We start from the raw sequence: 20,627 nt of genomic DNA, 5'->3' as shown, positions 1-20,627 counted from the left end.
ATACAGACATTATTCATGAGTAGCATACTACCTATATGGGTAGGCTTTATAGAAAAACAAGGGGTAAAAAGACAAAAAAGGGGCAAAAATGCCCCAAAAATAGCGAAAACCCTAGGAAATTAAGCTTTTTTGCTCAATTCAGCCTGTTCGTCATCCTGTTTATAGACCAATAGTGGCTTGCCACCCTCAGCAATGCTGCTTTCATCTATTACTACTTTTTGCACATTTTTAATGGATGGTAGGTCGTACATCACATCCATTAGGGAGCCCTCAAGAATAGACCTAAGACCACGAGCGCCTGTTTTACGGGCAATTGCCTTCTTAGCGATGGCAGACAGTGCTTCCCGACGCACCTCTAGTTCAGACCCTTCCATTGTGAGAAGTGCCTGGTACTGTTTAACCAAAGCATTTTTGGGCTCCGTCAAAATCTGAATTAATGCCTCTTCATCCAACTGGGCCAAGGTTGCAACAACTGGTAAACGGCCAATTAACTCGGGTATTAAGCCGAACTTAATCAAATCCTCTGGCTCAACCTCAATCAAAAGATCGCTTACACCGCGATCGTCTTTTCCAGGTACGGTTGCATTAAAGCCAATACCAGTCTTGGCAGTACGCTGCTGAATAACTTTTTCAAGCCCATCAAATGCGCCACCACAAATAAACAGGATATTGGTTGTATCAACCTGCAAAAAGTCTTGGTTAGGATGTTTACGTCCACCTTGTGGTGGTACTGAGGCCATTGTTCCTTCAACCAACTTCAATAAAGCCTGTTGAACACCTTCACCAGATACATCCCGTGTAATCGATGGGTTATCAGACTTACGAGAGATCTTATCGATCTCATCGATGTAGACAATGCCACGCTGCGCTTTTTCTACGTTGTAATCACAAGCTTGCAACAGCTTTTGAATAATGTTTTCCACATCCTCGCCAACATATCCAGCCTCAGTCAAGGTAGTTGCATCAGCCATAACAAATGGCACATCCAACATACGCGCTAAGGTTTGCGCTAACAATGTTTTGCCGGAACCTGTTGGACCAATTAATAAAATATTGCTCTTGGCCAATTCAACGCCATCAACCATGGCTTTAGCAGGAAGTTTAGATTCTTTCTTGTCTGCGCTTTCTACAGGCTTCCCATCTTTATCTAACTTCTCTTTTTTTGGCTTTGGCAAATATTGCAAACGCTTGTAATGGTTGTAAACGGCCACTGCCAAAGTTTTCTTTGCTTGATCTTGACCAATTACATATTGATCCAAATTTTCACGGATTTGGTGAGGGGTGGGTAAAGATTCATCACCCTCTTCTTTAGGAAGCTTAGAAATTTCTTCTTGAATGATGTCAGTACACAAATCGATGCACTCATCACAAATAAATACTGAAGGACCCGCAATTAATTTCTTAACTTCATGCTGGCTCTTACCGCAAAAAGAGCAATACAGGACTTTTTCTGAAGAATTTGTTGTGCTGGTATCGCTCAAGATGAACTCTATGAATATCTAATAAGAATTAAGGACGCTTTTCAATCACTTTATCGATCAAGCCATACTCGCGTGCTTGCTCTGCCGACATAAAGTTATCGCGATCTGTATCCTTTGCAATGGTTTCAATCGATTGACCAGTGCGGTCTGCCAAAATTTTATTTAAACGTTCACGTAAATACAAAATTTCACGTGCTTGGATCTCGATATCAGAAGCTTGGCCGCGAGCACCACCTAAAGGTTGATGAATCATTACGCGTGAGTTAGGCAATGCATAACGCTTGCCATTTTCACCAGCACACAACAAGAACGCACCCATACTGGCAGCCATGCCCATACATAAAGTACTTACGTGCGGCTTAATAAATTGCATGGTGTCGTAGATAGCTAAACCTGCTGAAACAGACCCTCCAGGAGAGTTGATATACAGAGAAATTTCTTTATCTGGATTTTCACTCTCAAGGAACAATAGCTGAGCAATCACTAAATTGGCTGTTTGATCATTTACTTCACCAACCAAGAAAACAACGCGCTCGCGCAATAATCTGGAGTAGATATCGTATGCACGCTCACCCCTGCCAGAGGTTTCAATCACCATTGGAACCAAGCCCAAGCCTTTTGGTTCTAGATTTTCAGACTGAGAATGGTTGTAGATCATTTCGAAACCTCTTATGGGTAAATAGATGACTTAGTTTAGCTTGCTGAGCTCTTCAAATGTCACAGCCTTGTCGCTTACTTTAGCTTGGGATGTGAAATATTTAATCACGTTATCTTCGAGAACGAGATTTTCGATATCCTTTAAGCGACTCGGATTGCTGTAGAACCAACGAACAACTTCTTTTGGATCTTCGTAGGTAGCAGCTTGCTCATCAATTTCAGCTTTAATTTGATCCGCAGTTGCAGCTAAGTTTTGCTTTTTGACCAACTCACTCAAGATCAAACCAAGACGAACACGCTTAGTCGCTTGTTCTGCAAAAATCTCCGCAGGAATAGGCGCATCTTTAGCATTTGGAACGCCACGCTGCATTAAATCTTGACGAGCAGTTTCAACTAAACGTTCTTGCTCAGAAGCAACCAATGATTTAGGAACATCGAGTTCACATAATTCATTGAGCTTATCCATTACATCATTTTTCAACAATGAAGTAATGCGACGCTTCACTTCACGATCTAAATTTTCTTTTACTTCAGCGCGCATTTTTGCAACACCGCCTTCAGTAACACCCAATGACAATGCAAACGCATCATCAACTACAGGAAGATGTGGCCAATTTACAGACTTAACAGTAATAGTGAACTCAGCAGTCTTGCCTGCTACATCCTTGCCATGGTAATCAGCTGGAAAGCTTAACGGGAAAGACTTGCTCTCACCCGCTTTAAGACCTAAAGTTGCAGCCTCAAACTCAGGAAGCATACGGCCTTCACCTAAAACGTATTCAAAGTTTTCAGCTTTGCCGCCAGCAAATTCAACGCCATCGATTTTGCCAACGAAGTCGATAACAACTTGATCGCCGTTTTGTGCTGATGTATCCGCACCCCCATCACCGTGAGCACCAGCCTCACCACGTGGATGGTAATGAACTTGCTGCTTACGCAACACATCTAAAGCACGATCAATTTCTGCTTCACCAATTTCTGTTGTGTACTTTGTAACTTCAGCAGCGCTAAAGTCACCAATTTTCACTTCTGGCAATACTTCAAAGAAGGCATCAAAGACCACCTTCTCAGCATCAAGCTCACTCTTTGGCTCAAGGCGAGGTTGTCCCGCTAAAGCTACGCCTTCTTTTTGGGCTTGCTCATAAAAGAGTTCAGCAGCCTTATCAAACTGGAGTTCAAAGTCCACTTGCATACCATGCTGTTTTTCAACGAGGTTCTTTGGCACTTTGCCTGGACGAAAGCCAGCCATTTTCATGGTCTTACCAACTTTAGCCAAACGGGCTTCGCGCGCTTTTGCCAAATCGGCACGGGCGAATTCCAAAGTCATTTTGCGGTCTAGTGAACCTAAATTTTCTATCTGCACAGCCATTCTCGTCTATTAAATGAAGATCTGGAAATGTGAAGTCCAAGCCAAGTAGTAATCTTGTGGTGCGAGGAGGGGGACTCGAACCCCCACACCATTTCTGGCGTCAGGACCTAAACCTGGTGCGTCTACCAATTTCGCCATCCTCGCGAACATCCGCAAAACTACCAAGCTTAAACTTCACTCTAAAGACCGTAATTCTACAATGCCTGCGGTTTTAGAGGTTCTTTTAGGCCTTATAGAGCAAAGCAACCGCATGCACGGCAACGCCCTCACCCCTTCCAAGGTGACCCAAAGATTCATTTGTCTTGGCCTTGAGATTCACGTGGCTGGGGGTAACAGCCAAATCGGTGGCTATATTTCTGACCATTTCGGGCAAAAAATCAGCTAGTTTTGGCTTTTGACAGATGATTGTTGCATCCACATTGCCGATATGAAACCCTGCGGCCTGAACCTTTTGCAAAGCTGCCCTAAGCAAAATACGGCTATCCATATCCTTAAATTGCGGGTCAGTATCTGGAAATAACTGCCCAATATCGTTTAAACCAGCCGCCCCCAGCAAAGCATCAGTCAAAGCATGCAACAAGACATCTGCGTCTGAATGGCCCAAGAGGCCTTTTTCGTAAGGCACATGCACTCCACCCAAAATGAGCTTTCTATTGGCTACTAATGCGTGCACATCGTAACCTTGGCCAATGCGAAATTGTGGAATATGAGTAGGACTTTGGGTCATATTAGGTCTTTATTTGGTAACTGAACTGAGTAGCAGTTGCATTAATTCCCAATCCGCGGGATGGGTAACCTTGAAGTTACGCGCTGCACCTTCTATCAATAATGGTTTGGCGCCAGCCAATTCAATTGCGCTTGCTTCATCGGTCACATCTGCCTCAAGACGAATTGCATTCTCAAGAGCATCATGCAATTGTTTTAAACCAAACATTTGCGGAGTTTGCGCTTGCCAGAGATGTTCGCGTGGAATAGTTCTTTCTGAATGCGGAATATTTCCCGCAATAACCGAATCAAGATCTGCTTGCTTAAGGGTATCGGCAAGGGGAACTGCCAAAATGCCTCCAGCACTAGATCCCTCTACAGAATGAATTAACTTCTCGATTAATGCGGGTGTTATCCCAGGCCTAGCGGCATCATGAACCAAAATCCAGTCATCCTCAGCTATACCAGCCTTCAGCATTGCAGCTAATGTATTGCGTACTGTTTCTTGCCTTGTTGGGCCACCTGTTGGTAAAAAATGAATATCGCTATTGGTAGCGGCAATCGTCTTCAAAATCGGATTCTCAATAAATCCAGGGCTCACCCCTATCCAAATCGTCTGTATACGAGGGGATTTTAGAAATGCATCAAGCGCATAAGAAAGCATAGGCTTGCCAGCAAGCATCTGAAACTGCTTGGGCAGCTCACCGCCAAGACGGGAACCTGTACCCGCTGTTGGTAGAAGCGCATGGCATTTCTTGTTTGAATGATTTTCAGTGCTCATGCCTGATTCTATAATGAGCATAGATGTCAGATGCATTAAATCTTGTACCCCCCATACCCGCACCGCGGGCTGGGCAGCGCTTTACCTTTTCAGGCCTAGTTGGCTCGGCTGATTCAGCATTAATAGCCCAAACTGCCCTACGCTATCGAAGTGATTATTCCGTCATGGTGATCTTTTGCGCACAAGCGCAAGAGGCCCAACGCCTCCTTGAAGAAATTCCTGCATTTGCTCCGCAACTTAAAGTGCGTCTTTTACCTGACTGGGAGATCCTTCCCTATGACCACTTCTCTCCTCACCAAGATTTGGTCTCTGAACGTTTAGCAACTCTTTATGAATTACTAAATGGAAGTTGCGACATTGTTCTAGTACCAATCACAACCGCTCTACAGCGCTTAGGTCCACCAAATTTCTTATCAGGGCATACCTTTTTCTTCCGACAAGGGGATAAGCTCAATGAGGCAGCGCTCAAACTACAACTCCAACAGGCTGGTTACGATCCAGTAAGTGCAGTAATGCGCCCAGGTGAATACAGTATTCGCGGTGGACTGATCGATCTATTTCCAATGGGATCTAGCCTTCCCTATCGCCTAGATTTATTTGGCGACGAAATTGAGCAAATCAGGGCTTTTGATCCTGATACCCAACGTAGCCTCTACCCCGTCAAAGAAGTTCGACTTCTTCCTGGTCATGAGTTCCCCTTTGATGATGCATCCAGAACAGCCTTCAGGGGTCGATGGCGCGAAGTGTTTGAAGGCGATCCCACTCGTTGCTCGATTTACAAAGACGCAAATCTAGGCATTCCTAGTGCAGGCATTGAATCTTATTTGCCGCTTTTTTTTGAAGAGCAATCCAATGTCTTTGACTACTTTCCCCGATCTGGAGATCCAGTATGGCTTGTAAGTACAGGCGCTATAGAAGAAACCATTCGAGGCTTTTGGAAAGACACCCTCTCTCGTTATGAGTTTCTCAAGCACGATCTTGATCGACCGATTCTTGATCCCAAAGAATTATTTTTGGATGTTGATGAATTCTTCTCTATCTCCAAACCATATGCCCGTATATCGCTCGAAAAGGAAACTACTGAAGAGCCTCTGTTTTTGTCGGTTCCAGATATTGCCGTTTATCGCCGCGATACTGACCCGCTGTCTCGTTTAAGAGCATTAGTTTCCCAAGAAAAGCTCAGGGTTCTTATTTGCAGTGATAGCGCTGGTCGCAAAGAATCCATTCGACAACTATTGGAAGAAAGTAACGCAGTATCTGGTCAAGATGGCAAGCCACTATACCCCTTAAAGCCTGAGAGCTTTGAGAGCATCGCCGAATTTGTAAAAAGCGATTCTTCATTTGGCTTGGTGACAGCCCCACTCTTTAATGGCTTTTTATGGCCTGCAGAGAACTTGCTCATCATTACCGAGGCGGAGCTATTTACATCTACAGCCAGACAAAGACGCAAGGGCAAAGGATCCGAGAGTGCCGATCCGGATATGCTGTTCAAGGACCTATCTGAACTCAAGATTGGTGATCCAGTAGTGCATGCTGAACATGGCATTGGTCGCTATCAAGGCTTAGTCATTTTAAATTTAGCACCCCCCAAAGAAGCGCCAATCTTTGAAGAATTCCTGCACCTGCAATACGCAGGTCAAGCAACCTTGTATGTTCCGGTGCAACAACTACAAATGGTGACGCGTTATGCAGGATCTGATCCTGATTCAGCACCCTTGCATCAACTAGGTTCTGGTCAGTGGGATAAGGCTAAGCGCAAAGCTGCTCAACAAATTCGGGATACGGCTGCAGAGCTCTTAGGACTTTATGCGGCAAGAGCAATTCGGAAAGGTCACGCTTTTGAATTTTCTGCTCATGACTATGCTGCATTTGCTGAGAGCTTTGGATTTGAGGAGACGCCAGATCAAGCCAATGCTATCGCCGCAGTCATTGGTGATATGACTAGTGGCACACCAATGGATCGATTGGTGTGTGGCGATGTGGGTTTTGGTAAGACCGAGGTTGCACTAAGGGCTAGTTTTGTAGCGGTAATGGGCGGTAAACAAGTAGCTATTCTGGCACCAACAACACTACTTGCAGAACAACATGTCGCCACTTGGAAAGACCGATTTGCAGACTGGCCTGTGCGGATTGTCGAGCTATCGCGCTTTAAAACAGGCAAAGAAATTAATGCTGCACTTGAAGCCATTGCTAAAGGTGAAGCAGACATCATTATTGGCACGCATAAATTACTTTCCAAAGAAACGCAATTTGCTAATTTAGGCCTAGTGATCGTGGATGAAGAGCATCGCTTTGGTGTTCGTCAAAAAGATGCGCTTAAAGCACTGCGTGCCGAGGTAGACATTCTGACATTAACAGCTACACCGATACCTAGAACCCTAGGAATGGCGATGGAAGGTTTGCGCGAGTTTTCTATTATCGCCACCGCCCCACAAAAACGTCTAGCAATTAAGACTTTTGTGCGCAGAGAAGGTGATGGCGTTATTCGTGAGGCAGTGTTACGCGAAATTAAACGTGGAGGTCAGGTCTATTTTTTACATAACGAAGTTGAAACGATTGAAAATCGTAAGCATGCATTACAAGAGCTTATTCCAGAGGCCCGTATTAGCGTAGCGCACGGCCAAATGCATGAGCGCGAATTAGAGTCGGTAATGCGTGAGTTTGTTACTCAGCGAACCAATATCCTTTTATGCACCACCATTATTGAAACGGGTATTGATGTGCCTACCGCCAATACCATCATCATGCACCGCGCTGATAAGTTTGGTTTAGCCCAGTTACATCAACTTCGTGGACGTGTTGGCAGATCACATCATCAAGCCTATGCTTATCTATTAGTTCCAGACCCCGAGGCTTTGAGTAAACAAGCGCAATTACGTTTAAACGCCATTCAAGCAATGGAAGAATTGGGTTCTGGATTCTATTTAGCGATGCATGACCTTGAGATCCGCGGTGCTGGTGAAGTTTTAGGTGATAAGCAGTCTGGTGAAATTCATGAGATTGGTTTTCAGCTATATACAGAAATGTTAAATCGCGCAGTCAAATCTTTACGAAGTGGTAAAGAGCCTGATTTACTCTCGCCACTGCAGGCGACAACTGATGTTAACTTAGGGGTTCCTGCTCTACTTCCTGAGGATTATTGTCCCGATGTGCATGAACGCTTATCTTTGTATAAGCGCTTTGCTGGGACAAATGATTTCTCTGAATTAATGGGTTTACGAGAGGAGTTGGTAGACCGCTTTGGCAATCTTCCAGATCAAGCTAAGTCTTTTTATGAAACTCATCGCCTACGATTAGAGATGTCAGGATTTGGAATAAAAAAGATTGATGCCACCCCAGCTGCCATTCAGATTCAATTTATTCCTAATCCACCTATTGACCCCATGAAGATTATCCAATTGATTCAGTCTTCAAAATTTATTCAATTAAATGGTCAAGATAAGCTCAAGGTTCTTCCGCAAAAAGATCGCGAATTTGAGAAGCTGGAACAACGCCTCGATGCCATTCGGCAAGTCCTGCGTCGCTTAAATGAATCCGCCGTCCTTAATAGCGTCAAGGCAAGTTAGTCATCCACTATTATTCAATCTATGGCAAACCATCAAACTCTTGTTGCTCTTTCTAGAACGCCTATCGCAGAAAAGCTGGTTTTTGAATTAAAAAATCATGCTCACCTTATAGGCGTCAGTTTGCATACCCTTGGTGATCAACTATTTAATGGCGCCTACTATAGTGCGCGTTGGGAATGCAGTGCTAATCTAGATACCCTTCAAAGAGAGGCGCTCAGAAGCATTGCATCAAATTACAGCACCGATCTCTGTTTCTTGCGTGCTGATTTAGTTTCACAAGACATTCAAGTCTTAGCGATGGATATGGATTCCACTCTCATCAATATCGAATGTATTGATGAAATAGCTGATTTCACAGGTAAAAAATCCGCTGTTGCTGCAATCACTGAAGCCACAATGCGCGGAGAAATTAAAGACTTCAAAGAAAGCTTGAGAAGGCGTGTCGCCTTACTTGAAGGCGTTCACGCTGACGCACTTGAATCAGTGTACCGAGAACGCTTAAAACCCAATCCTGGAGCAGCCGAACTTTTAGCGGGTGCTAATGAACGCGGAATTTATAGTTTGCTTGTATCTGGAGGCTTTACATTCTTTACCGAAAAATTGCGGTTACAACTTGGAATTAAACAAACCCAAGCCAATACACTTGAGATTATTGATGGCAAGCTAACCGGTAAAGTGCTCGGTGATATCGTCGACGGCTTTGCAAAGGCGGCTCACCTGGATGCAGTATGTGAACGTCTTGGCTGCACTAAAGCAAATTCCATCACCATGGGTGATGGTGCGAATGATTTAATCATGATGAATGGCTCAGGAATTAGCGTTGCCTATAAAGCTAAACCTGTAGTTAAAGAAAAAGCCGACGCGGCTTTTGACCATGTCGGCTTGGATGCTGCCTTACTGTTGATCTCTTAAGATTTACTTAAGAGATCATAGGTAATTTGAATAATTACAGGCGCTCGAAAATAGTCGCAATACCTTGACCACCACCAATACACATTGTTACCAACGCATATTTGCCTTGAACACGATGTAACTCATGAATCGCCTTAGTAGCAATAGCTGCACCAGAGCAACCAATTGGGTGACCCAATGCAATAGCGCCGCCATTAACGTTAGTTTTAGCAGGATCTAATCCCAAACCTTTGGTCACCGCGAGTGCTTGCGCTGCGAATGCTTCATTAGACTCAATCACGTCGATTTGATCTAATTTCAGACCAGCACGCTCTAGAGCAATCTTAGTCGCAGGAATTGGGCCTTCACCCATAATGTGATTAGGTACACCAGCAATTGCATAGGATACCAAGCGAGCGATTGGCTTTTGACCTGCTTTCTTTGCAGTTTCAGCATCAGCCAAAACAAAGAATGCAGCACCATCATTAATGCCTGAGGCGTTACCAGCAGTTACTGAACCACCCTCTTTTTTGAACACTGCCTTCATCTTGGCTAGTGTTTCCATAGTGGTGTCTGGCTTTACATGCTCATCGGTATCAAACACCACGTCACCCTTACGAGTTTTGATGGTGATCGGAACGATTTGAGATTTAAAGCGACCTTCTTTAATAGCATTCGCAGCACGGCGGTGAGATTCAACTGCAAGAGCATCTTGCTCCTCACGTGTTAGCTTCCATTTTTCTACTAGGTTTTCTGCAGTAACACCCATATGACCAACGCCAAATGGGTCAGTCAAAATCGCCACCATCAAGTCAAGCATCTTGGTGTCACCCATACGAGCACCACTGCGCATTGCTGGGGAACCATACATACCGCGTGACATCACTTCTACACCACCACCAATACCGTAATCGCAATCACCCAACATAATTTGTTGGGCAGTAGTAACAATTGCTTGCAATCCAGAGCTGCAAAGACGATTTAATGCCATTGCAACAGATTCCATTGGCAGGCCGGCCTGGATGGATGCAACACGTGCAACGTAGCCATAGCGACTGTCTGTCGGAATAGTATTACCAACAGTGACATAGTTAATTAATGCTGGATCAACCCCAGAGCGAGCAACCGCCTCTTTCATCACGATACCGCCAAGCTCGGAGGGCTCAAAACTACTGAGAGCGCCATTAAAGGTACCGATTGCGGAACGAACTGCACTCAAGACAACGACATCACGACTCATATTAATCCCCTTATCTAAGCCCACAAATTGGGCTAAATTAATAATTCAACCATCATTTTTATAACATTAGTCAAGTTTCGGCTATTAGGTCATGCCCTTGGGAGCCTATGACTGAAACTCGAATAATTTCTCCGGCACGATACCTTTTTGAAGGCTTACTTGGCGGAAAAACCCGCACCAAACCATCAATTTCAGGGGCATCCCCAATACTTCTGCCTATTCCACCAGAGTCATCGACACGATCAACAATGACCTGAATACGTTTGCCTATTTTTTTAGCAAGCCTCTCAACAGAGATGGCTTCAGCCTTTTCCATAAACCTGGCACGACGTTCTTCCCGAATTTGCTCAGGCACTGGATTATCTAATTGATTGGCAGTTGCGCCCTCAACCGGTGAATATGCAAAACATCCCGCACGATCAATTTGAGCCTCATCCAAGAATTGCAGTAGATATTCAAATTCCTCTTCAGTCTCACCAGGGAAACCCGCAATAAAAGTACTACGAATAACTAGGTCTGGACATGCTGAACGCCAAGCCAAAATACGCTCTAAATTCTTCTCGCCACTAGCAGGCCGTTTCATCCGCTTGAGCACATCTGGATGGGCATGTTGCAAAGGGATATCAAGGTAAGGCAAAACTCCGTAACCGTGCTCAGAAAATTCAGCCATCAAAGGCAAGACATCATCCACATGTGGATAGGGATAAACATAGTGCAATCTGACCCAAGCCTTATATTCTCGGGCGATTTGATTTAAGGCACTCACCAAATCAAACATTTTGGTCTTTACAGGCTTTCCATCCCAAAAGCCTGTGCGATATTGAATATCCACACCATAAGCACTCGTATCTTGAGAGACAACCAATAACTCTTTAACGCCTGACTCAAACAAGCGTTTTGCTTCAAGCAAAACCTCTCCTATTGGTCGAGATAGCAAATCACCGCGCAAACTGGGGATGATGCAAAAAGTACAGCGATGATTGCAGCCCTCACTAATTTTGAGGTAGGCGTAATGTTTTGGAGTTAACTTAACACCAGTTGATGGAACTAAATCTGTAAATGGATCGTGCGGCTTTGGCAGATGCAAATGAATTGCCTGCATGACCTCATCGGTAGCGTGTGGCCCTGTAACTGCAAGCACTTTGGGGTGAATGGTCGAGATGAGATCACTTCCATCAGGATTTTTTCTCGCGCCAAGACAGCCGGTTACAATCACTTTACCGTTTTCAGCCAAGGCCTCACCAATTGCTGAGAGACTCTCCTCAACAGCTGAATCAATAAAGCCGCAAGTATTAACTACTACGAGATCTGCGCCTGAGTAATCCTTAGCAGTTTCATAACCTTCCGCACTCAGTTGCGTAAGGATTAACTCAGAATCTACTAATGCCTTAGGACAGCCTAAGGAGACAAAACCAATTTTTCCAGCCACAACTATTCTTTTTCAGTTTTATTAGGCTGAGTCGTAAATGGAAAGCTTCCAAAAATATTTTGTGAACCCTGCATTTGCTCTTGCATCTTAATAAAAAGATCCTTGCTTTGCTCCATGTAGTTTCCCATCAAGCCTTGCATTAGCGGATTTTGCAGATTCATCATTTGAGACCAAGCCTCCGGAGTACTTCCTGCACCGAGGCCCTTTGTTTGATCACCAAGTTTATTGTGGATATCGACAAAAGATTGCATTGTCTTTTCTAAATAATTACCCATCAAACCTTGCATGGAGTTTCCATAGAAGCGAATGATTTGAGACAACATTTGCGATGAGAAGACTGGGGCACCACCAGCCTCTTCCTCGAGAATAATTTGCAGCAAAATATTGCGCGTTAAATCTTCTTCAGTTTTAGCATCGACAACCTTAAATACTTCATTTGCCATGACCAAACCTTTGATGTCGGACAAGGTGACATATGCACTTGTCTGGGTATCGTAAAGGCGACGATTGGGATACTTTTTGATGAGCCGATCTTCGCCGGCTCGTTTTGCGCGGGTTACCATTTTTTTCCTTACTCTTTACTGCATCGCAACATCAGCGTAGTTTAGCCTTAGTTTGACCAAAAGGTAAATACGCTGTGTTGCGTACTGCAAATACTGTTTATTGTTGCAGTGCAATATTAACCAGTATGGATACCACCATTTAGCGAGAAGTCTGCGCCAGTTGCATAGCCACCATCATCTGAAGCAATCCAGCAACAAATAGAAGCAATCTCTTCAGGAGTTCCCAAACGCTTAACAGGGATACCAGAAACGATTTTCTCCAACACATCTTCACGAATAGCCTTCACCATATCTGTACCGATATAGCCAGGTGAAACGGTGTTTACAGTAACGCCTTTAGTTGCGACTTCTTGAGCCAAAGCCATAGTGAAACCATGTAAACCTGCTTTAGCAGTGGAATAGTTACACTGACCAAATTGACCCTTTTGTCCATTTACTGAGGAGATATTGATAATGCGACCCCAGTTGTTATCGACCATGCCATCGATCACTTGCTTCGTTACATTAAACAAAGAGTTCAGGTTTGTATCAATAACCGCTTTCCATGCATCAGGTGTCATCTTACGGAACACGCTGTCACGAGTAATACCTGCGTTATTTACCAATACGTCGACACGACCTACTTCAGCCTTTACCTTGTCAAAAGCGGCAACAGTGCTATCCCAGTCTGAAACGTTACCTTCTGAGGCGATGAAATCATAGCCAAGGGCTTTTTGTTCAGCAATCCAACGATCTTTACGTGGTGAATTAGGACCACAACCAGCAATGACCTTAAAGCCATCCTTAGCAAGACGTTGACAAATAGCGGTACCAATACCACCCATACCACCAGTTACATATGCGACTTTTTGAGACATTACTTTCCCCTTTTAAAAAGCTTTGTTAATAGTTACTTGAATTCAGGTGTTGCTTTTTCTTTTACATACACCCCAGGTGCGGCTTCCATTTTTTTATACTTGGAATTGCCGAAGGTTTTGCTAGCTGGCTTTTGTTTGCCAGCATATTGCTCAAGCCATTTTGTATAGTCTGGCCACCAACTTCCTGGAATCTGTTTTGCACCTTCCAGCCACTCCTGTGCGGTTGGAGCAATCTTGCTATTTTCAAAATAGTAGCGCTTATTTTTGGCAGGTGGATTAATCACGCCAGCGATATGGCCAGATGCGCCCAACACAAAGCGATTTTTACCTTTGAGAATGTGCGTCGACTCATAAGCAGATTGCCATGGAACGATATGATCTTCTTGAGAAGCGTACAGATAAGCAGGACATTTAATTTTTCCAAGATCAATCTTCTCGCCACAAATTTTGACTTTGCCTGGCTTAATCAAATCATTTTGCAAATAGGTATGACGCAAGTACCAGCAGTACATCGCACCTGGAAGATTGGTAGAGTCACCATTCCAATAGAGCAGATCAAATGGTGGAGGCGAATTGCCTTTAAGGTAATTCTCAACAACATAATTCCACACCAAGTCATTTGGTCGTAAGAATGAGAAGGTGTTACCCAAATCAAGGCCTGACATCATTCCATACTTACCACCTTTACCACCAATGGTGTTCTCACGCATTTCTACCATGCCTTCATCAATGAAGACATCCAGAATGCCTGTGTTGGTGAAGTCTAATAAAGTGGTAAAGAGAGTCAAACTTGCTGCTGGATGCTCATCGCGCGCCGCCAAAACAGCCAAGGCGGAAGTTGTCAAAGTGCCACCAACACAGAATCCCAATATATTAATTTGCTTGGATTCAGATATTTCTTTAACAACATCAATTGCTTTAATTACGCCTTTACCAACATAGTCATCCCAGCTCACCTCAGCCATGGATGCATCTGGATTCTTCCAAGACACCAAGAAGACAGTGTGGCCCTGACTAACCATATGACGAACAACCGAGTTATCGGGCTGAAGGTCTAGGATGTAATACTTGTTGATACAAGGAGGAACCATTAAATAGGGGCGCTCAAAAACTTGCTCTGTTAATGGTGTGTATTGAATTAATTCAAATAATTCATTACGAAATACCACATGCCCTTCAGTGGTAGCGATATTTCTTCCAACTTCAAAGGCTGACTCATCCGTTTGTGAAACCTTACCTTTTTTCATATCTCCCAGTAAGTTCACAATCCCCTTTTGAATAGACTGACCCTGAGAGCTAATGATGCTCTCTAAAACTTCTGGGTTGGTCGCAATAAAGTTGGATGGAGAGAGCGCATCAATCATTTGCTCAGTAGTAAACAGAATCTTCTGTTTCGACTTTTCATCGGTTTCAACTGCCTTAGCCAGCGACATTAAATGCTTTGAATTAAGCAAATAAGTTGCTGCAATTACCTTACTCCATGAGGAGTGCCATGCTTTTCCAGCAAAGCGACGGTCTTTCACCTCAATCGCTTCAGGATTGGTAGCAATATGCGCTAGCTCCGTAAAATATTCTTTTTGAATTTCGGATAAACGCTCTGGCGGAATTAGTGCCATATGGTGCGGTGCCAAAGATGGGGTTGCACCTGTATTCATGCCTGCAAACATAGTAATCTCTTCATTTAGTTAAATGTATTCTCAACCCTTAAGGCATTTAGAGTTATACGCAATAACCCTAGCCTAATCAATAAGCTAGTAATAACCCGCATATCTTTGTGAAGGCTAAGGCGCAATCCAAATAGCCGTAGCGAATCTTCCCGTTTCACCATCACGACGATACGAGAAGAAATGCGTTGAATCTTGAACGGTGCAAAACTCACCGCCAGATATTGATGTAACGCCACAAGACTCAAGTCGATCTCTTGCGAGTTGATAGATATTGGCCAAGTATTTACCTTCTTTATTCGGAATTGATTGAAAGGCATTTTTTGAAAAAGGAATGCCGAAATCTTCAAAGGCATTGACTACATCCTGACCAACTTCAAATCGCTCAGGACCAATCGCTGGTCCCAACCAAACCCTGAGATTGCCTGCTGATTCATCATCAGAAATATTGAGCAGCTCAGAAATCGTGTTTTCTAATATTCCGGCACAAAGCCCTCTCCAGCCTGCATGAGCAACACCAACAGCAGTTCCGCGTGAATTAGTAAACAACACAGGCAAACAATCTGCAGTCATCACTACCAATACCTCCCCTGGCACGTTAGTCACTGAAGCATCTGCCATGATTGCTGAATGCTGAGCCAGCTTACGGGTTTGGGGAGTGCTGACAACAGTGCTATGGATTTGCTTTAACCAAAGAGGTTCATTTGGCAAATTTTTGGAAAAAATAGCCCTGTTAGCTAGGACATTTTCAATTGAATCGCCCACATGATCCCCTAAGTTCAAAGAATCAAATGGCGCTTTACTCACCCCGCCTATTCGAATGCTGACCAAGGCATGAACAGACTTGGGTGCTGACCATTGAGGAAGAATAAAACTCACGACTGTAATTCTTTATTAATAGATGCAATTACCGATGCTTCTTTAGGAAGAATCTCCTCACTCATTCCTAATTGGGGCAATAGCTCCATAAGATCTTGCGGCGGAAGCTTAAACCAAGTCATTAATTGATTTTTTTCAGGATGCTGAAGACTTAGAGCAAATGCATGCAAGGCTTGTCGATGAAAGGAGAGTTGCTTTGAAGCTCCAGGCGTTTTCTTTTTATAAACAGGGTCTCCGACCAAGGGGTAACCTAGCGACTCCAAGTGCACTCGAATCTGATGGGTACGACCCGTTTCAAGACGACATTCAAGGAGAGCTACGGGAGCCTCTCCAACCAAACCTTTAGCTAGTCGTCTAAACAAAGTGGCGGCAGGTTTTCCCTGCGGGCTTCCTGCTGCCATTTTTAATCGATCCCGTTGATCTCGCCCCACAGAGGCCAAAACCTTTCCCTGGCTAGGTGGCTCACCCCAAACCCAGGCTAGGTAACGACGTCCCACTGTTCTGTCTTGAAGTTGACGTACTAAGGAGGTTTGCGCTTGTGATGTTCTGGCAACCACCATCAATCCAGAGGTATCTTTGTCTAAACGGTGAACAATTCCAGCCCTTGGCAGCAGTTTTAATTCTGGATAACGAAATAAAAGCCCATTGAGCAAAGTCCCCGACCAATTACCGGCTGCGGGATGAACAACCAAACCCGGAGGTTTGTTGATAACAATGATGGACTCATCTTTGTAAATTACTTCAAGCTCTATGTCCTCGGGGCTAAAAGCAAATTGTTCAGGCATTTCCTGCGGAAATACCTTAATACTCTCCCCTCCACGAAGCAAATAACGGGCTTTTGTGACCTTTCCGTCGACCATAACAGCCCCAGCCTCCACCCAAGACTTCAGTCGATTTCGAGAAAAATCAGGCAAAGACCCTGCTAGCACCTTGTCTAAGCGCTCACCAGCCATTTCCATGGGAATTTCAAGGGAGATGAAATCCTCATCATCGATATAATCAATGGGATTCGATTCAGGAGTTTGCGGCAATGCCACGCTTAAAAAGCCTTTCAGTTATGTCCGAAGCAATATCAGACGCCAGTTTAAGGCTTGCTGGGGATTCTTCCACAGAAAAAAAAGTGGTGTCTTTTAATTTTATTTCTTCAGCTTTGATTCTGTCACTACTGGCTACGCTGCTCTTACTGGGCGGATGCGCAGGTAGCGATGGCACAAAGGATGACACCGATATCTGGTCTGAAGCAAAACTCTATTCAGAAGCAACCGACAAACTAAATGATGCTGACTTTGCCAAATGCGGCAAATACTTTGAGAAACTTGAAGCACGCTTCCCTTTTGGACCCTACTCTCAACAGGCGCAAATTAATGCTGCTTACTGCTATTGGAAAGCACAAGAGCAAACCCAAGCGCTTGTTGCAATTGATCGCTTTATTAAATTGCATCAAGGAAGTCCAAGTCTAGATTACGCCTACTATCTAAAAGGCTTAATAACCTTTAATGACGACCTAGGCTGGTTAGGCAAATTTACTGGCCAGGATCTCAGCGAACGTGACCCTAAAGCTGCTAAAGAAGCTTTTGAATCCTTCAAGGTCGTTGTCGAGCGTTTCCCAGACAGCAAGTATGCACCCGACGCTTTAGATCGAATGCGCTACATTGTTAATTCACTTGCAGAGGCAGATGTGATCGTGGCGCGATTCTACTATCAGCGTGGCGCCTATTTAGCCGCTGCCAATCGCGCTCAATTGGTTATTCGCGATTACGATCGTGCGCCTGCCGTAGAAGAGGCTCTCTACATCCTTACTAAATCTTATGAAAAATTGGGTATGGTTGAGCTAAGCAATGATGCTGCACGGGTATTTAAGTTGAACTTCCCTGATAGCGAAATGATGGTTACAGGACAACGCGTGAAAAAAGAGCGCAGATGGTGGCAGTTCTGGAACAAGTAATCTAGTAACGATATTTTTAATATGCCAAAAAATCCTCCGCTAAGGAGGATTTTTTATTACTCGACTGAATATTTGTAAGACTAGTCACTTCTGCATTTAAAGGTGACTATTTGATTGCTACTGGCACCCTAGGAGCTACTGCGCATAGCAACTCATATCCGATTGTGCCGCTCATTTGCGCAACTTCATCCACCGGAACTTTATCTCCCCACAACTGAACAGTACTGCCAATACTTGCAGATGGGGTCTTACGTAAATCAATAGCCAGCATATCCATGGATACTTTGCCAACCAATGGACAAATCACACCTTCATTGCCGTTTGCAACCCAGACAGGAGTCCCGTCTTTAGCATGACGAGGGTAACCGTCGGCATAACCGCACGCCACTATTCCGATTCGCATATCTTCTGGGGCCTCAAAGCGTCCGCCATAACCAACGCGGTCCCCTTTTTTGAGCTCTTGAATATCAATAATTTCGCTATTTAGATGCATCACAGCATGAAGATTGGCATGTTCAATATCCGCATATATGCCAGTAGGAGAAACACCATAGAGCATGATGCCTGGACGAACCCAGTCACCTAAGGCATTGCGGTGCCATAGAATGGCCGCTGAATTAGCAAGCGAAGTAGCGCCTTCTAGGCCTTCAATCGTTTCATTAAACACCTCCTGCTGGCTGCCAACAGATGGCGATTGATCGACTTGATCGGCATTGGCAAAATGTGTCATGTGATGCATGCGGTAACCTGCTGCGTGCAAACGATGAAATGCAGTGCGATATTCCTTTGGCTTAAATCCTAAACGGTTCATGCCTGTATTCATCTTTAAAAAAACATTAAATCGAGCATGGTCTTGAGGCTTGAACCGCTCCAACCAATCCACTTGAGCTTCGCAATGGACCACGAGGTCACAAGCCAGACTTTCTGCAAGGGCAAGCTCATTTTCATGAAAAAAACCTTCCAAAAGCAGGATTCGCCCCTTCCAACCATGATCTCTTAGCCAAGATGCATCTTGTATATCCAATAACGCAAAGCCATCAGTGGAGGCAAGACCTTTAAAGGCTGCATCAAGGCTATGTCCGTATGCGCGAGCCTTAATAACTGACCAAATCTTCGATTCTGGTGCCAACTCTCTAACTCGGTTTAAATTATGCTGAAAGGCGTCAGTATGAATCGATGCCAAAATAGGCCTATTAATCAGACCGTTAGCAGATTCACCCATGTTCAACTCACCTTTCATGTTTTAATTGTATTAATGACTAGATTGTACGAATGAACCGTAGCTTTTACATCATTATGGCGGCGCAATTTTTTTCGTCGCTTGCTGATAACGCTCTCCTAATTGCGGCGATTGCCCTCTTGGCCCAGCTTCATGCTCCGGCCTGGATGACCCCTTTGCTCAAATTGTTCTTTGTCTTGTCATATGTCCTTCTAGCGGCCTTTGTTGGTGCCTTTGCAGACTCCCGCCCCAAGGGCAATGTCATGTTCATTACCAACACGATTAAATTTATTGGGTGTGTGGCAATGCTATTTGGCAGTCACCCTTTGATGTCTTACGCCATTGTTGGTTTGGGTGCCGCGGCCTATTCCCCAGCCAAATATGGAATTCTTACTGAACTCTTGCCCCCCGAAAAATTAGTCGCCGCTAATGGTTGGATTGAAGGATTAACCGTAGGGTCAATTATTTTGGGAACGGTTCTAGGTGGCGTTTTAATTAGCAACTCAGTCTCACAAACGCTCCTATCTATTGATATGCCTTCCATCAATACAGGCATCGACACTCCCGCAGAATCCGCGATTCTCATCATCATGATGATCTATGTTGTTGCTGCGCTAATTAACCTTAAGATTCCAGATACTGGTGCGCGCTATGTCTCTCAAAAAACCAATCCAATTGAATTGGTAAAAGACTTCGCAATATGTTTCAAAACACTTTGGAATGATCGCTTAGGACAAATTTCTCTAGCAGTGACCACTTTATTCTGGGGCGCTGGTGCAACCTTGCAATTTATTGTGATTAAGTGGGCGCAAGTCGCTCTGCACATGAACTTGTCTCAGGGAGCAATCTTGCAAGCAATATCAGCTGTCGGCGTAGCTGGTGGCGCAGTATATGCTGCATGGCGCATTCCCCTACGTAAATCCTTAAATGTTCTGCCTTATGGCATTGCGATGGGGCTTGTTGTTTGTGTGATGGCTGTGTACAACTCAGATTTACTTCCTGACACCAGCATTTTCACTATCGGCAAGCTTCAGGTGTCTCTCAATCTCTTGCCAGCTTATTTTTTATTAATATTGGTTGGCTGGTTAGCAGGCTACTTCGTAGTTCCTATGAATGCATTATTGCAACATCGCGGTCACGTTTTAATGTCCGCTGGCCACTCAATTGCCGTTCAAAATTTCAATGAAAATATTTCGGTGTTGATCATGTTGATGATCTACTCACTGCTGATCTGGTTGGATTTACCAATTCAAATCGTGATTATTGGCTTTGGTGTAGCCGTGAGTCTTATTATGTGGCTTGTCATCAAGCGTCATGCTAGAAATCAAGCAGAATATGATTCCATGCACCTCATTGGCGAGCACAAGCACTAATCTATGCG

At 44.3% G+C, this 20,627-nt stretch carries 17 protein-coding genes and 1 tRNA gene; 4 read left to right on the top strand and 14 right to left on the bottom strand.

The features are described 5' to 3' along the window. Positions 1 to 119 precede the first annotated feature (119 nt). The 6 genes from clpX to ispD all read right to left on the bottom strand — a co-directional run bounded on the left by clpX (position 120) and on the right by ispD (position 4,993). Positions 120 to 1,481 carry an ATP-dependent Clp protease ATP-binding subunit ClpX gene (clpX, locus tag FD973_RS05425; RefSeq protein WP_215324594.1) on the bottom strand — a complete coding sequence of 454 codons (1,362 nt, stop codon included), beginning with the start codon at positions 1,479 to 1,481 and terminating at the stop codon, positions 120 to 122. A 28-nt stretch (positions 1,482 to 1,509) separates the two neighbouring features. Next, positions 1,510 to 2,139, bottom strand: a complete 630-nt coding sequence (clpP, locus tag FD973_RS05420) for an ATP-dependent Clp endopeptidase proteolytic subunit ClpP (protein ID WP_215324593.1) — start codon at positions 2,137 to 2,139, stop codon at positions 1,510 to 1,512. 30 nt (positions 2,140 to 2,169) lie between these two features. Then, positions 2,170 to 3,507: a trigger factor gene (gene tig, locus FD973_RS05415; protein WP_215324592.1), complete on the bottom strand. Its 1,338-nt coding sequence runs from the start codon at positions 3,505 to 3,507 to the stop codon at positions 2,170 to 2,172. Positions 3,508 to 3,564: 57 nt separating this feature from the next. Continuing rightward, positions 3,565 to 3,651 (bottom strand) — tRNA-Leu (locus FD973_RS05410). A gap of 79 nt (positions 3,652 to 3,730) precedes the next feature. Continuing rightward, the gene (gene ispF, locus FD973_RS05405; protein ID WP_215324591.1) at positions 3,731 to 4,234 is read right to left on the bottom strand and encodes a 2-C-methyl-D-erythritol 2,4-cyclodiphosphate synthase; all 504 of its coding nucleotides are present in this window, start codon (positions 4,232 to 4,234) and stop codon (positions 3,731 to 3,733) included. A 9-nt stretch (positions 4,235 to 4,243) separates the two neighbouring features. After that, the gene (gene ispD, locus FD973_RS05400) at positions 4,244 to 4,993 is read right to left on the bottom strand and encodes a 2-C-methyl-D-erythritol 4-phosphate cytidylyltransferase (RefSeq protein WP_215324590.1); all 750 of its coding nucleotides are present in this window, start codon (positions 4,991 to 4,993) and stop codon (positions 4,244 to 4,246) included. A gap of 23 nt (positions 4,994 to 5,016) precedes the next feature. On the opposite strand from ispD, the gene mfd reads away from it, so the two are divergent. Continuing rightward, on the top strand, positions 5,017 to 8,559 hold the full coding sequence (gene mfd / locus FD973_RS05395) for a transcription-repair coupling factor (RefSeq protein ID WP_215324589.1): 3,543 nt from the start codon (positions 5,017 to 5,019) through the stop codon (positions 8,557 to 8,559). Positions 8,560 to 8,580: 21 nt separating this feature from the next. Then, a complete protein-coding gene (gene serB, locus FD973_RS05390) occupies positions 8,581 to 9,471 on the top strand; it encodes a phosphoserine phosphatase SerB (protein WP_215324588.1) in 891 nt (296 codons plus the stop codon). A gap of 34 nt (positions 9,472 to 9,505) precedes the next feature. Here serB and FD973_RS05385 read toward each other — a convergent pair whose 3' ends face one another. From FD973_RS05385 to FD973_RS05355, 7 genes are all read right to left on the bottom strand, one after another. Beyond that, complete coding sequence (locus FD973_RS05385) at positions 9,506 to 10,690, bottom strand: acetyl-CoA C-acyltransferase family protein (RefSeq protein WP_215324587.1); 1,185 nt, start codon at positions 10,688 to 10,690, stop codon at positions 9,506 to 9,508. A 70-nt stretch (positions 10,691 to 10,760) separates the two neighbouring features. Then, a complete protein-coding gene (rimO, locus tag FD973_RS05380) occupies positions 10,761 to 12,119 on the bottom strand; it encodes a 30S ribosomal protein S12 methylthiotransferase RimO (RefSeq protein ID WP_215324586.1) in 1,359 nt (452 codons plus the stop codon). Positions 12,120 to 12,121: 2 nt separating this feature from the next. Then, complete coding sequence (gene phaR, locus FD973_RS05375) at positions 12,122 to 12,682, bottom strand: polyhydroxyalkanoate synthesis repressor PhaR (RefSeq protein WP_215324585.1); 561 nt, start codon at positions 12,680 to 12,682, stop codon at positions 12,122 to 12,124. Positions 12,683 to 12,798: 116 nt separating this feature from the next. Beyond that, positions 12,799 to 13,539, bottom strand: a complete 741-nt coding sequence (locus FD973_RS05370; RefSeq protein ID WP_215324584.1) for a 3-ketoacyl-ACP reductase — start codon at positions 13,537 to 13,539, stop codon at positions 12,799 to 12,801. A gap of 32 nt (positions 13,540 to 13,571) precedes the next feature. Next, positions 13,572 to 15,206 carry a class I poly(R)-hydroxyalkanoic acid synthase gene (gene phaC / locus FD973_RS05365; protein ID WP_215324583.1) on the bottom strand — a complete coding sequence of 545 codons (1,635 nt, stop codon included), beginning with the start codon at positions 15,204 to 15,206 and terminating at the stop codon, positions 13,572 to 13,574. A 114-nt stretch (positions 15,207 to 15,320) separates the two neighbouring features. After that, the gene (gene pgeF / locus FD973_RS05360; protein ID WP_215324582.1) at positions 15,321 to 16,082 is read right to left on the bottom strand and encodes a peptidoglycan editing factor PgeF; all 762 of its coding nucleotides are present in this window, start codon (positions 16,080 to 16,082) and stop codon (positions 15,321 to 15,323) included. After that, a complete protein-coding gene (locus tag FD973_RS05355) occupies positions 16,079 to 17,119 on the bottom strand; it encodes an RluA family pseudouridine synthase (RefSeq protein ID WP_215324581.1) in 1,041 nt (346 codons plus the stop codon). The genes pgeF and FD973_RS05355 overlap by 4 nt, the downstream gene beginning before the upstream one ends. On the opposite strand from FD973_RS05355, the gene FD973_RS05350 reads away from it, so the two are divergent. Further along, entirely contained in the window at positions 17,113 to 18,027 is a 915-nt protein-coding gene (locus tag FD973_RS05350) for an outer membrane protein assembly factor BamD (RefSeq protein WP_371816872.1), read from the top strand. The two genes, FD973_RS05355 and FD973_RS05350, sit on opposite strands and share 7 nt — an antisense overlap. Before the next feature lie 106 nt (positions 18,028 to 18,133). Here FD973_RS05350 and alr read toward each other — a convergent pair whose 3' ends face one another. Further along, positions 18,134 to 19,225: an alanine racemase gene (gene alr / locus FD973_RS05345; RefSeq protein WP_215324721.1), complete on the bottom strand. Its 1,092-nt coding sequence runs from the start codon at positions 19,223 to 19,225 to the stop codon at positions 18,134 to 18,136. A 74-nt stretch (positions 19,226 to 19,299) separates the two neighbouring features. Between alr and lplT the strand changes: the two genes are divergently transcribed. Further along, entirely contained in the window at positions 19,300 to 20,619 is a 1,320-nt protein-coding gene (gene lplT, locus FD973_RS05340) for a lysophospholipid transporter LplT (protein WP_215324580.1), read from the top strand. The last annotated feature ends 8 nt before the right edge of the window (positions 20,620 to 20,627 follow it).

This window comes from Polynucleobacter sp. MWH-Braz-FAM2G, from assembly GCF_018687635.1.
Classification (GTDB): Bacteria; Pseudomonadota; Gammaproteobacteria; order Burkholderiales; family Burkholderiaceae; genus Polynucleobacter.
This window is presented reverse-complemented; position numbering and strand designations above follow the sequence as displayed.

Excerpts from the sequence above, each read along its gene's own strand:
- tig (WP_215324592.1), bottom strand. The coding sequence starts at position 3,507 with ATGGCTGTGCAGATAGAAAATTTAGGTTCACTAGACCGCAAAATGACT.
- lplT (WP_215324580.1), top strand. The coding sequence starts at position 19,300 with ATGAACCGTAGCTTTTACATCATTATGGCGGCGCAATTTTTTTCGTCG.
- ispF (WP_215324591.1), bottom strand. The coding sequence starts at position 4,234 with ATGACCCAAAGTCCTACTCATATTCCACAATTTCGCATTGGCCAAGGT.
- clpP (WP_215324593.1), bottom strand. The coding sequence starts at position 2,139 with ATGATCTACAACCATTCTCAGTCTGAAAATCTAGAACCAAAAGGCTTG.
- FD973_RS05350 (WP_371816872.1), top strand. The coding sequence starts at position 17,113 with ATGCCACGCTTAAAAAGCCTTTCAGTTATGTCCGAAGCAATATCAGAC.
- FD973_RS05370 (WP_215324584.1), bottom strand. The coding sequence starts at position 13,539 with ATGTCTCAAAAAGTCGCATATGTAACTGGTGGTATGGGTGGTATTGGT.
- serB (WP_215324588.1), top strand. The coding sequence starts at position 8,581 with ATGGCAAACCATCAAACTCTTGTTGCTCTTTCTAGAACGCCTATCGCA.
- mfd (WP_215324589.1), top strand. The coding sequence starts at position 5,017 with ATGTCAGATGCATTAAATCTTGTACCCCCCATACCCGCACCGCGGGCT.
- ispD (WP_215324590.1), bottom strand. The coding sequence starts at position 4,993 with ATGAGCACTGAAAATCATTCAAACAAGAAATGCCATGCGCTTCTACCA.
- phaC (WP_215324583.1), bottom strand. The coding sequence starts at position 15,206 with ATGTTTGCAGGCATGAATACAGGTGCAACCCCATCTTTGGCACCGCAC.
- phaR (WP_215324585.1), bottom strand. The coding sequence starts at position 12,682 with ATGGTAACCCGCGCAAAACGAGCCGGCGAAGATCGGCTCATCAAAAAG.
- FD973_RS05385 (WP_215324587.1), bottom strand. The coding sequence starts at position 10,690 with ATGAGTCGTGATGTCGTTGTCTTGAGTGCAGTTCGTTCCGCAATCGGT.